This is a genomic window from Thermoactinomyces sp. DSM 45891, assembly GCF_900119485.1.
Taxonomy (GTDB): domain Bacteria; phylum Bacillota; class Bacilli; order Thermoactinomycetales; family Thermoactinomycetaceae; genus Baia.
The window spans coordinates 188,267-201,715 of sequence record NZ_FPJZ01000001.1 but is presented as its reverse complement, the minus strand read 5'-3'; the positions used below and the strand labels follow the sequence as shown (position 1 = coordinate 201,715).

Sequence of the window (13,449 nt, the reverse complement as noted above, 5' to 3'; positions counted from 1 at the left end):
AGCGGAGGGGCATGATGTTATCAGGTTGTTCAAATTGGCCAAGTGATTTTGTAGAAAAGTACATGGTTTCCCGGTGTTGGCGGGGAGAAACGTTTGGGGAGGTATTGCGGGAACGTGCTAGTTTGTACGGGGAACGTATAGCAATTACGGAAGGGGATCTCCAGATTAGCTACCTGGAGCTAGATCATAGAGCGGATCAACTGGCGTCAGGATTTCAAAAGATGGGGATTCGAAAAGAAGATCGGGTGGTGGTTCAGCTTCCCAATACGATCGAATTCTTTGAGGTTTGTTTCGCATTGTTTCGATTGGGAGCGGTTCCAGTATTAGCCCTTCCGACTCATCGATATAGTGAAATTTCCTACTTTTGCGGATTTACAAAAGCAGTTGCTTACATCATCCCAGAGAGCCATGCTGGCTTTGACTATGTTTCTTTGGCTACAAAAATTCAGGAAGAAACAGCTTCATTGAAGCATGTATTTGTTAAAGGAGAAGGGAAAGGGAGTGGATTTGCCTCTTTAACTGATTTGTATGATCCATCCCCAATGGTAGAAATACAGGTAAGGGGTGAAGATGTCGCTCTTTTCCAATTATCGGGAGGAAGCACAGGCTTACCTAAGTTTATCCCGCGCACTCATAATGATTATATTTATAGCCTTCGTATGAGTAATGAAGTATGTCAGATGGATATGGATAGTGTCTATCTAGCGGTGTTGCCAGTTGCCCATAACTTTCCGCTTAGTTCACCTGGCGTTCTCGGTACTTTATATGCGGGGGGGAGAGTTGTCTTATCTTCTGGATCAAGTCCAGATGAGGCTTTTCCACTCATTGAGAAAGAACAAGTTACGATTACCGCGATGGTTCCTCCTATTGCGCTTATCTGGCTTGAAGGAGTTAAAACACGTACCTTTAATTTCTCTAGTTTAAAAGTGATGCAAGTTGGAGGAGCAAAGTTTAGTGCGGAGATGGCGAAGCGAGTAAAGCCTGCATTCGGATGTACACTGCAACAGGTATTTGGAATGGCAGAAGGACTGGTTAATTATACGAGACTTGATGATCCAGATGATTTGATACATGAAACACAAGGGAAGCCGATGTCGCCGTATGATGAGATTCGAGTTGTTGATGAAGATGATCAGGAAGTGCCACAAGGGGAAGCGGGAGAACTGCTAACCCGTGGTCCGTATACGATACGAGGTTATTTCAAAGCGGAGGAACATAACGCTCGTTCGTTTACTGCTGACGGCTTTTATCGGACAGGGGACATTGTTCGACTAAGTAAGGAAGATTATATCATCGTAGAAGGAAGAAACAAGGATCAAATTAATCGCGGTGGAGAGAAGATCGCCGCTGAGGAAGTAGAGAATCATTTGTTGGCTCACCCATACATTTTAGATGTATCCATCGTGTCGATGCCAGATTCATTCCTTGGAGAGAGATCGTGTGCGTTTATGATTCCCAGAGGGAATCGTCCTACTCCATCTGAGATTAGGCACTTCCTGCAAGACAGGGGACTGGCGGCATATAAAATTCCTGATCGGATTGAGTTTGTAGATCAATTTCCGAAGACTCCACTCGGAAAAGTGAGTAAAAAAATGTTGCGTCAGATGATTGTGGAGCAGATGACACTTAAAAAAGTTTAAAAAGGAAGTGAAAAGATGGGAATTCCATTAATTACGCCCTATGCGATGCCAATAGAAACCGATTTACCCGAAAATAAAGTTGTTTGGGAGGCGGATCCAAAGCGTGCTGTATTGTTGATTCACGATATGCAAAAGTATTTTATGCGACCCTATCAAGTGGGTCAGTCGCCTATTGTGGAACTGATGAAGCACATCGGATCTCTCAAAGAAACATGTAAAGAATTCGCCATTCCCGTTGTATATTCAGCTCAACCAGGAGATCAAAGTCCAGAAGATCGCGCGTTACTAATTGATTTTTGGGGGCCAGGGATGACAGAGGACCCTTTGCAGACGCAGATCGTGGACGAACTCTCGCCTGAAAAGAATGACCGGGTCCTGACAAAATGGCGTTATAGTGCTTTTCAGAGAACAGATCTACTAGAGTATATGCAAGAGCAGGGGCGTGACCAGCTCATTATTTGCGGAGTGTATGCTCATATCGGGTGCCTACTTACGGCTTGTGATGCATTTATGAAAGATGTTCAATCTTTTTTCGTAGCAGATGCAGTAGCTGATTTCTCGCTTCAGGATCATCAGATGGCCATACATTATGCAGCTTCCCGTTGTGCTTATACCATTACTACAGATCAGATAGTGGAGCAATTAAAAAAGGAGCAATATTCCTATGACGTTTGAGAAACTTAGTAAGCAAGTTGCCCATTTATTAGATGAGCCAGAAGGCACGATTTCGGAAACAGAGAATCTACTTGATAAAGGTCTTGATTCTATTCGGATGATGAGTTTGGTGGAGAGCTGGAGACAGGATGGCGTGGAGATTGACTTTATTACTCTAGCAGAGAATCCAACCCTATCTCATTGGTGGGAATTACTATCTTCTGTTAAACGACACGCTTAATTCTTCACACCAACTTGTTTAGAGGTGGCAAAATATATGTTACATACAAATACCAATCGTAGACCCCTCACTCGAGCCCAATCTGGGATCTGGTATGCTCAGAAGTTAGATCCAGAGAATCCGATTTATAACACGGGTGAATATGTTGAAATAGAAGGAAATATTGAGTTAGATAAATTGATCCAAGCCATTAAACAGACGATGGTAGAAGCGGAATCGCTACATGTTCGGTTTCATGAAGACGAGGGCGAGCCGTGGCAGGAGATTGGTAGTGAACGGGAGTGCGGCGTTCTTGTCATCGATACGAGTAAAGAAAGCGACCCGTACGATTCAGCGATGAAGTGGATGAAAGAGGATTTGGCTAAACCCATCGACTTGCTTCATGATGCACTTTATAAGCAAGTCTTGTTAAAACTAGGAGATGATCGGACATTTTGGTATCAGAAGATACACCACATCGCGATTGACGGCTTTGGATTTTCCCTCTTGTCGAACCAGATTGCACAAGTGTATACCGCTTTGGTAGAAGGAACTCCTTGTGAAGGGGGCTTTTTCGGCTCATTTGAACGAGTAATCGAGGAAGATATCACATACAAGAACTCACAAACATACCAGAGTGACCGTCAATTCTGGATGGAGCAGTACCAGAATCAGACCGATATTGTAAGTTTAGCGGAACGTGCCGTTTTGTTATCAGGAATTACGGATTTATCTACTTGTTTTTTACATCCTGATGACTTTGAAAATCTGAAAAAATGGGCTCGAAAATGTGAGACGAGTTGGCAAGAGTGCATGATTGCGGCCATGGCTATTTATGTACATCGTTTGGCGGGATCGAAGGAGATTGTGCTAAGTTTGCCGATGATGGGGCGCATGGGCTCCGCTTCGTTGAAGGTGCCAGCCATGGTAATGAATATCGTGCCACTTTGGTTAGAAATGCACCCATCGCTTTCTTTACAAGAGCTTATGAAACAAATTCGCCAGTCTATGAGTCATACAAGGAATCACCAGCGTTACCGGCATGAGGAGATACGCCGTGATTGTAAATTATTGGGTGAAAACAATCGACTATTTGGCCCGCAAATCAACATTATGCCATTTGAATATGTGCTTCGTTTTGCTGGGGCTTGTGGCATCGTTCACAAACTAGCTACAGGACCTGTTGAAGATCTCTCTCTCCATCTCTATGAGCAAAAAGATGGACAAGGATTACGAATGGATCTTGTGGCAAACTCGGATCTCTACGAAGCGGAGGATGTGAGTCTCCATCTTCGCCGGATCCAGTCTATCATCAAACAGATGATCCAAATAGAGAGTTCCCATTCTCTTGGATACTTCGACCTTTTGCTTTCTGAGGAGCGAAGGAGTGTTGTAGAGGTTTGGAATCAATCGGAGCATTTGCTTGCTTCGGGAAGTATGTTGGAGCTGTTCGAACAACAAGTATCAGCAGGTAAAGAAGAACCTGCTGTGATCTGTTCAGATACGACTCTTTCCTATCAGGATTTGAGTGAGAGAAGTAATCGTCTAGCGAATTTGCTTGCTACGCGTGGTGTGGGTCCAGAGCAGTTTGTTGCGATTTTGTTACCTCGTGGTGTGGATATGGTCGTTGCGATGTTAGCGGTTCTAAAGACTGGAGCTGGTTATCTTCCGATTGATCCAGAATATCCGCCAGGTCGGATTTCGTACATGTTAGAGGACGCCACTCCTGCCTACATCATTACGACAAGGGTGTTAGAGGGCCAACTATCGGAAGAGGCTCAGGTTGCCAAGTTGCTTTTAGATGATGCACAGTTAATTAGAGAGTTAGATACATTTAGTCCTGATGAGTTTGTACCAAATAGCTCGATCTCTTCCCTTCATCCAGCGTATATGATTTATACCTCTGGTTCTACGGGGGAACCCAAAGGGGTAGTCATCCTTCGGCAGAGTCTCTTAAACTTTCTATTAGCAATGCAAGATCAATTTTCGATGGGTAAGGAGAATCGCCTATTAGCTGTTACCACTATCGCATTTGATATCTCCGTTCTGGAGATCTTTCTTCCTTTGATTAGCGGAGCGGTTTGTGTGATTGCTCAGAAAGAAGCGATTCAAACACCATCTACTTTGGTCAAGATGATTCAGGAGAATGACATTACACATATGCAGGCAACACCGACACTTTGGCAAACGATTGCTTCTTATGATCAGGTTTCGATTGAAGGGTTACACGTGCTAATAGGGGGAGAGGCGCTTCCGAGTCATCTGGCATCTGCGCTGGTTGAGCTGGGTTGTGAGGTAACGAATCTCTACGGACCAACGGAAACCACAATTTGGTCAACGTCATGTACCCTTTCTAAGGAGCAATTGCTATCCCCGCCGATTGGTCAGCCGCTATGGAATACACAAGTATACATTCTTGATGCTAGCTTACGATTACTGCCCTCAGGCGTTCCAGGAGATTTATACATAGCGGGCGCAGGATTAGCACGGGGATACTTTGGCCGTCCGGATCTTACAGCGGAACGATTTATTGCCAATCCATATGGACCTGCGGGTTCGCGCATGTATCGAACAGGCGATATCGCCCGTTGGCGTCCAGATGGAACGTTAGAGTATGTAAGTCGAGCGGATCATCAGTTCAAAATCAGAGGATATCGGATTGAACTAGGTGAAGTGGAAGCGGTGATTGCGAGTCATTCGCTAGTTCACCAAGTAGCTGTCATCGTGAGAGAGGATCGGCCGGGAGACAAACGATTGGTCGCTTATATCGTTCCGCCAGTGGGTGACACCATAGACTGGGCAGAGCTTCGTCAGTTTATAGGTAAAAGTCTACCTGATTATATGATACCATCTGCTTCTGTTTTATTAGAAGAACTTCCCCTTACTCCGAATGGAAAGCTAGATCGGAAAAGACTCCCAGCCCCTGATCTTGAGTCCATTACTTCTAAACGGGAACCAAGAACGCCACAAGAGGAGATCTTATGTGATCTGTTTGCTGAGGTATTGGGTTTATCCAGAGTGGGTATTGATGATAACTTCTTTCATTTAGGAGGACACTCGCTACTGGCAGGGAGTTTGATGAATCGGATTCGGGTTGTTTTTAATGTTGAACTCGGTATTGGGAAAATATTCGAAACGCCTACTGTAGCTGGTTTAGTTGGAGAACTGGCTCAAGGAAAGCCCGTTCGCCCACCGATCGTGAGGGTGGAGAGAACGGCAGAGGCTCCGTTGTCATTCTCTCAGAAGCGTTTATGGTTTCTTAATCAGTTAGAGGGGCCAAGTCCTACTTATAACATTCCTCTTATCATCCAGTTACAGGGGAAGATGAATAAAGTAGCGCTAGAGGAAGCGCTTGCGGATGTAGTGAAGCGTCATGAAGTTCTACGCACGATTTTCCCGGACCAACAAGGTAGTACATGTCAACTGATTTTAGAAGCGAGTCAGGCTCTGCCAAAGTTGCATATTACCCAGTGCACGGTAGAAGAGCTTTCAGAGCTTCAACATCAGGCAGTACGATATAGTTTTGATTTATCAAAAGAACCTGCCATTCGTGCCGAGCTATTTGAGCTGTCAGCCGATTCCAGTGTGCTGGTATTATTGTTACATCATATCGTGGGAGATGGCTGGTCACTTTTGCCTCTTATCAAAGATCTGGAGTTTGCGTACCGAGAAAGAGCAAGAGGAGAAGCACCCTCTTTTGCTGAGTTACCTGTTCAATATGCGGATTATGCGATTTGGCAAGAGAGTTTGCTAAACCACGATAACAATCAAGATGGCTTCATTGCTCAGCAAATTGAATACTGGAAAGGGGCTTTGTCCCACCTTCCGGATCAGTTAGAGTTGCAAACCGACCACCAGCGTCCATTCGAATCAAGCTATCAAGGAGAAAGCCTCATTTTCGAGATACCTTCTCGGCTCCATAGCCGATTAACGGAGATCGCTCGTAAAAATGGTGCCAGCCTCTTTATGATTCTACAAGCTGGGTTCGCCGCTTTATTAACAAGGTTGGGAGCAGGGACCGATATTCCACTTGGAAGTCCGATTGCGGGCCGGAATGATGATCGGATTGTCGATCTCGTGGGGCTGTTTGTTAACACATTAGTGCTACGAGTGGATACATCGGGTGAGCCAAGTTTTCGAGAACTACTTGAGCGAGTGAAGAAAGTGAATATCGGTGCATATGAACATCAGGATGTTCCTTTTGAAAAACTGGTAGAAGTGCTAAATCCAACTCGCTCCCGTTCCAAACACCCATTATTCCAGATCATGATTGCCATGCAAAACACACCTGATCTGAAGTGGAATGCGCCTGAGCTAGAAGCTCATTTTCATCTCAGTAATACGGGTACTGCTAAATTTGACCTTACTCTAGAGTTTCGAGAGTCTTTTGATGCAGAAGGAAATGGAAGTGGGTTACACGGTTTCTTAGAATATAGTACCGATTTATTTGAACGGAATACGATTGAGCTTATGATTGAGAGATTGCTCAGGCTACTAGAGGGTGTATCGCACGATCCAAATCAATCCATTGGCCGTTTTGAGATCTTGAGCGGAGAGGAACGGACGAAACTTGTCCGAGATGTGGAAGGAAACCTCGAAGTGGAGGATACGATTGTCTCCCTTTTTGAACGACAAGCTACTCTTTATCCGAATAAGACAGCGCTCGTTTATGAGAATACGAGAGTAAGCTACGAGGAGCTAAATGCAAAAGCGAACCAGATTGCATACTCATTAATAGAACAAGGAGTTGGCCCTGAGCAGTTTGTTGCCCTTGCCTTACCTCGGTCTGCTCATATGATGGTGGCATTACTGGGGATTCTGAAGACAGGTGCAGGATACGTGCCTCTTGATCCGACTTATCCGGAAGAGCGCATTTCGTTTATGTTAGGTGATGTGAAACCTTCGTGCATGATTACAAATGCAGAGACTGCCCCATTGTTGCCTCAAAATCAGTCGATTCCATTTATGATGCTTGAGGATATGAACCAAGGTGACATTTCTCTACCAAATCCGGTAGATGCAGATCGGATACAACCATTACTACCAAAGCATCCGGCCTATATCATTTATACTTCTGGATCGAGTGGGCTTCCAAAAGGGGTTGTCATCCCGCATCAAAATGTGATTCGCCTCTTTCGATCAACGGATCGGTGGTTCCAGTTTCAGTCAGATGATACGTGGACCTTATTTCACTCCTATGCATTCGACTTTTCGGTATGGGAGATGTGGGGAGCACTGCTGTATGGAGGTTGTCTAGTTATTGTTCCATACGATATGAGCCGCTCTCCGGTTAATTTCTTAAAACTATTGGTAGAAGAAAAGGTAACGGTATTAAATCAAACTCCTTCTGCTTTCTATCAATTAATCCAGTCAGATCAGGAGTATTCTGAAATAGGGAGTAAGCTCTCCCTACGTTATATCGTATTTGGTGGAGAGGCTTTGGAGTTTAGTAGATTAAGAGATTGGTATACGAGACATTCGGATCAAAAGCCAAAATTAATTAATATGTACGGGATTACTGAGACAACTGTACATGTAAGCTACTGCCCGTTAGATCAAGCGAGTGTCGAAATCTCGGCTAGTAGTTTGATCGGACAAGGGATACCTGATTTAGGCGTTTATGTGTTAGACCAATGGTTGCAACCAGTCCCACCGGGAGTTAGAGGAGAGCTTTATATTTCTGGTGATGGATTGGCTAGGGGATACTTAAATCGCCCAGGGCTAACGGCGGAACGATTTATAGCAAATCCATTTGGTAAGCCGGGTTCAAGAATGTACCGAACAGGTGATTTGGCTTGCTTCAGACAAGATGGGACGTTAGATTACCTAGGACGAGCAGATCAGCAGATTAAGATTCGAGGTTTCCGAATTGAATTAGGCGAGATTGAGGCAATTCTAAATGAGCACCCTGATGTGAAGCAAGTAGCGGTCGTCGTCCGTGAGGATCAGCCTGGTAATCAGAGACTTGTTGCCTATGTCGTTACGGTCTCTCAGTCTCAGGATGAGCTTTCATCACTACGTTCGCATGCGGCAAGTCGATTACCTGAGTATATGGTTCCATCTGCCATGGTTCCAATGGACCAGTTACCTCTAACACCGAATGGCAAATTAGATCAGAAATCGTTGCCTGCACCAGACTTCTCTACTCGGGCATCAGGGCGATTACCTCGAACGCCGCAAGAAGAGATTTTACGCGATCTCTTTATGGAAGTCTTAGATTTACCCCGTGTGGGAATTGATGATAGCTTTTTTGAGCTTGGAGGACATTCATTACTTGCGGTTCGCTTGATGACTCGGATTCGTGAAGCTCTAGGTAGGGAAATTAATATCGGCCATCTGTTTACAGCACCGACGGTAGCTGGGCTTGCTGAAAGCCTAATGATGGGAAGCAGTCATAACCCACTCGAAGTGCTTCTTCCCCTTAGAGAAAGTGGGACTCGCCATCCAATATTCTGTGTTCATCCAGCTGGGGGACTTAGCTGGTGCTACGCAGGTCTCATGACGACACTGGGTATGGATTACCCAATCTATGGCCTACAGGCTCGAGGGATTGCTCGGAAAGATGTCATGCCGAGATCCACTGAGGAGATGGCGGCGAATTATATAGAGCATATGAAAGAGATCCAACCAGAAGGTCCGTATTATTTGCTAGGTTGGTCTCTAGGAGGAAATGTGATCCATGCCATGGCTACACAACTCCAACGACAAGGAGACGAAGTTGCCCTTGTGGTGATGCTAGATGCGTACCCAAGCCATTTTTCGATCAAACGTACACCAAGTGATGACGAGGCACTCCTTGCCCTAATAGCACTAGGTGGATATGACCCTGATGACTTGGGCGACAAGCAGCTAGACTTAGAGGGAGCGATCGAGATTTTGAGTAGAGATGGTAGTGCTCTAGCAAGCCTAGATAAAGAGATTATCTTGAATTTGCGAAGTGCCTATGTAAATTCGATAGACATTTTACGAAAATATGACCCTGCTCCTTTTAAAGGGAATCTTCTTTTCTTCCGCTCGACGGTGATTCCAGATTGGTTTACGCCTTTGTTCGCAGATACATGGGAAGCGTATGTGGATGGAGAGATCGAGGTTCATGAGATTGCATGCCGACACAAAGATATGTGCCAACCAGAACCATTGAAGGAAATTGGTCTGATTCTAGAAGAGAAATTAAAAAAACTGGCAGATATAGTTCATTCGTAAGGGGAGGTAGAACATGATCAATCCATTTGATGATCAAACAGGTACCTATTTCGTTCTATTAAATGAAGAAGGACAATATTCATTGTGGCCCAGTTGGATCGACGTTCCTGCGGGATGGCAGGTAGTTTACGGCAAGGATCAAAAAGAAAGCTGTCTAGCTTATATCAATGCAGAGTGGAAGAACTTAATCCCAACACAGCTTACAAATGCAGCAAAAATCAATCCTGTTACGTGATGAGGCGATCGAGTGAGTAAAAGAAAAGTCGTTGTATTCGTATATGTGTTAGCCATGTTTATGGCGGCGATGGATGCGACGATTACCAATGTAGCTTTACCTGCGATGGGGGCAGCGTTTCAAATCCCTCTTTCGGCAACCAGTGCAATCAATGTAGGGTATCTGGTAGGAGTGGCGATGCTCCTACCGATTGCCGGCTGGTTAGGAGATCGCTTTGGAACGAAACGAGTGTTTTTGATATCACTTAGCATTTTTACAGTGTCATCGCTTTTTTGTGGCTTGGCAGAGAGTTTGGTCACACTGAACATGGCTCGAATCATTCAAGGTGCAGCAGGCGGTCTGTTGACACCAGTAGGGATGGCGATCCTCTTTCGAACATTTTCACCCGAAGAGCGGCCTAGATTGTCACGTATGATTGTGTTTCCGATTGCTGTCGCACCTGCGCTAGGTCCGATTATCGGTGGATTTCTAGTGGATCAGCTTTCATGGCGATGGATCTTCTATATTAATATTCCATTTGGAATTTTGGCTGTTATCGTAGGGATATTGTTTCTCGAAGAATATCGAAAAGAAGTTCGTGAACATTTTGATGGGAAAGGCTTTTTGCTCTCCATTTTTGGATTTTCGATGTTTATGTATGCGTTGACTCAAGGACCTTCTCAAGGGTGGACTTCACCTGAGATATGGATCACAGGCGTTTTAGGACTTTCCTTTATGATTGCTCTTATTTTCGTAGAATGGCGAGCAACAGATCCCTTGCTAGATCTAAAGTTATTGAACGAACCATTATTTCGAATTATGAGCATCATCTCAGCTTGTTCGGCCGCGGCCTTGTTCGGAATGCTGTATATTTTTCCACTTATGTATCAAAATGCGCTCCATGCATCTGCCCTCCATACGGGACTTACTGTATTCCCTGAGGCGATCGGATTGATGATTTCATCTCAACTTTTACCGACATCTCTTAAAAAACTAGGCGTAAAGCGATTAATGATTCTGTCATTGACAGGTTCAGTCGTGGTCTTTGCGTTAATCGCATTCTTGTCGGCATCAGTAAACCCATGGATTGTAAGAGTGCTTATGTTTAGTGTAGGGATTTTCCTTGGTCATTCAGTAGGAGCCTTACGAGCCACTGCTTTTAATCATATCTCGCATGGATCTATGGCGCGGGCAACGACTTTATTTCAAGTTCAGTACCGCCTGGGCTCCGTCTTAGGCGTTGCGATCTTAGCTAGTGTGATTGGATTTGCAGACGTAATCGGTGGGAGCCAGGCAAACCCAATTACGTACCAGTGGGCACTATTTGGTTCCGCTATCTTTTTAATCTTATCCCTCATTTTTGCCATTCAGCTAAAAAACACTGGAAAAATAAGCGAGGCACCACCGCAAAAGGCCCGTGCCTCGTAATTTCGATATAAAGTACCTATCATCCAAGGAGATGATTTCATTGTCAACCGTAACCCATTTGCGCGGGACGATTCAGGATCTCGATGCGGAGATTTTGAATCTGATGAGTCGAAGACAGGAACTTGTACAGGATGCAAAAGAAAATCATGGATTTATGATGAATTTTCCTTTCCAACAAGCGATTCGATATATGGATCAACAGGAAGTAGAAATGGTAGCAACTCTGCTTCAAGAACGTATCCAAATCCAAGCAAAAACTACAGCTAAAAAAGTGATGTATTACTCAAGGGAATACCAGCAAGAGGATACCATTATCACGATCAACGGCGAAAGAATCGGAGATGGAAATCCGCATTTTATCATGGGACCGTGTGCTGTCGAAAGCTATGATCAAACCAGTATCGTAGCAGAGAAAATGTCACAAAAAGGAGTTCGTTTGTTACGAGGAGGCGCTTTTAAACCGCGCACCTCCCCCTATGACTTTCAAGGTCTCGGTGTAGAAGGATTACAGATTTTATCACGAGTGGCACGAGAACAAGGGATGGCAGTCATCACCGAAATCTTGTCCGTGGATCAACTAGATGAAGCACTTCCTTTCGTAGATGTTGTGCAAATAGGCTCACGTAATATGCACCATTTCCCCCTTTTGAAAGCATTAGGGAAAACCAACAAGCCTATTTTGCTAAAAAGAGGTTTGTCAGCCACGATTGAAGAGTTCAAACTGGCGGCGGAATACATCTTGGCAGAAGGAAATAAAAACGTGATTCTCTGCGAAAGAGGAATTCGAACCTATGAGACAGCGACTCGAAACACGCTTGATATCTCAGCGGTTCCGATACTCAAGCAAGAGACTCATCTGCCTGTCATCGTGGACGTTACCCACTCAGCGGGAAGAAAAGATATCCTAACAGCTATGGCTAAGGCGGCCCTAGCCGTTGGAGCCGACGGGGTTATGGCAGAAGTTCATCCGAATCCAGCAAAGGCACTTTCTGATTCAAAACAACAGATGGATTTATATGAATTTGATTGCTTTATGGATGCGATTCGTACGGTAGTTAGATAGCAAAACCCTCTCTTGTCACATGGGATAAGAGGGGGTTTTGCTTATAAAGCTAGGTATTATTAAATAAAACGGTTTTTGCTCCTACCAAAGTGGAACCACTGGTAATGAAATAGTAATTGGATGAAGTATCCAGTGTGAGTGGACCGGTCCACGTTATGTTGGTAAATTGACTACTAAATATACCTGTAGGTGGTACATCACTTGACGCTGCTCCAACTGTTACGTTTCCACTAATCGTTGAATTAGTGATATGTGAGTATACTGCCATAGTAAGAGCTCCATTTGATATACTGTCCACCATACGTTGTAGTCGGAAGCCAGTATGATTAATGATATTGACTCGACTGTTGTAAATATAGCTATTTAATTGTCCCTGATGAGGATCCCCAGCGTCGGGCATGATGGTACCGACTACACGTGCATTATGCAGTTGAAATTCGATGGTAGTAAATGGATCTAGAGGGTCCGTATTTTGAAAGATAATGTTCCCGCTAATAATAGCACCATCAGTGTAATTTGTATGAGTACTTACAGATGTTCCGTTATCAAATGTCCCAACGACAGTTACCGGACGAGCAACAAAGGCAGGACCCTGTGAGGTATATGTGTCTTCCTCTGATGAATTCGTTTGAATGGTAATATTTCGAGGAGTAGAGGATGCAAAGTTAGCGAGATCTGCATTCCCTAGAACCCAAGGACCTACACCTAATAACTGAACATGCCTAGCTGGTGGGATGACGACATCTTCATCAAAAATAGAGTTTGCGGCGATATAAATAATTAATCGTGCTCTCATGCCGAGTTCTACAGCCAATGGACTGTTGGTTGCTGCTGTCACGGCAGTTTGTAGGGAGTTAAAAGGATTTCCAGGAGTGCCATCTCCAGTGCTGCCAGTAAAGGCTGAATCTGCCCAGAAAATAGTTTCGGCTCCCCAAAAAAACGGACCATAAACCCCTGTAGGTCCTGTCACCCCGTCAATGCCTGAAGCGCCCGTAGGTCCTGTCACCCCGTCAAAGCCCGAAGCGCC

General features: G+C 44.6%; 5 protein-coding genes and 2 pseudogenes. 6 read left to right on the top strand and 1 reads right to left on the bottom strand.

Annotated features, from left to right (window positions below; translation table 11 throughout):
• Positions 1–14 precede the first annotated feature (14 nt).
• The 6 genes and pseudogenes from BT147_RS00985 to BT147_RS00960 all read left to right on the top strand — a co-directional run bounded on the left by BT147_RS00985 (position 15) and on the right by BT147_RS00960 (position 12,422).
• Complete coding sequence (locus BT147_RS00985) at positions 15–1,640, top strand: (2,3-dihydroxybenzoyl)adenylate synthase (RefSeq protein WP_072329995.1); 1,626 nt, start codon at positions 15–17, stop codon at positions 1,638–1,640.
• Positions 1,641–1,655: 15 nt separating this feature from the next.
• Positions 1,656–2,535: pseudogene (locus BT147_RS00980) on the top strand (isochorismatase family protein).
• Positions 2,536–2,571: 36 nt separating this feature from the next.
• Positions 2,572–9,717, top strand: coding sequence for a non-ribosomal peptide synthetase (locus BT147_RS00975; protein WP_072329993.1), 7,146 nt, complete (start codon positions 2,572–2,574; stop codon positions 9,715–9,717).
• Between the two features lie 13 nt (positions 9,718–9,730).
• Positions 9,731–9,952: an MbtH family protein gene (locus tag BT147_RS00970; RefSeq protein ID WP_072329991.1), complete on the top strand. Its 222-nt coding sequence runs from the start codon at positions 9,731–9,733 to the stop codon at positions 9,950–9,952.
• Positions 9,953–9,964: 12 nt separating this feature from the next.
• Positions 9,965–11,359 (top strand): MDR family MFS transporter, encoded by a 1,395-nt coding sequence (locus BT147_RS00965; RefSeq protein WP_502688547.1) that lies wholly within the window; start codon positions 9,965–9,967, stop codon positions 11,357–11,359.
• Positions 11,360–11,393: 34 nt separating this feature from the next.
• Positions 11,394–12,422 (top strand): bifunctional 3-deoxy-7-phosphoheptulonate synthase/chorismate mutase, encoded by a 1,029-nt coding sequence (locus BT147_RS00960; RefSeq protein ID WP_502688550.1) that lies wholly within the window; start codon positions 11,394–11,396, stop codon positions 12,420–12,422.
• Positions 12,423–12,471: 49 nt separating this feature from the next.
• Here the strand turns inward: BT147_RS00960 and BT147_RS00955 are convergent.
• Positions 12,472–13,449 (bottom strand): annotated as a pseudogene (locus BT147_RS00955) (hypothetical protein); the annotation flags it as partial.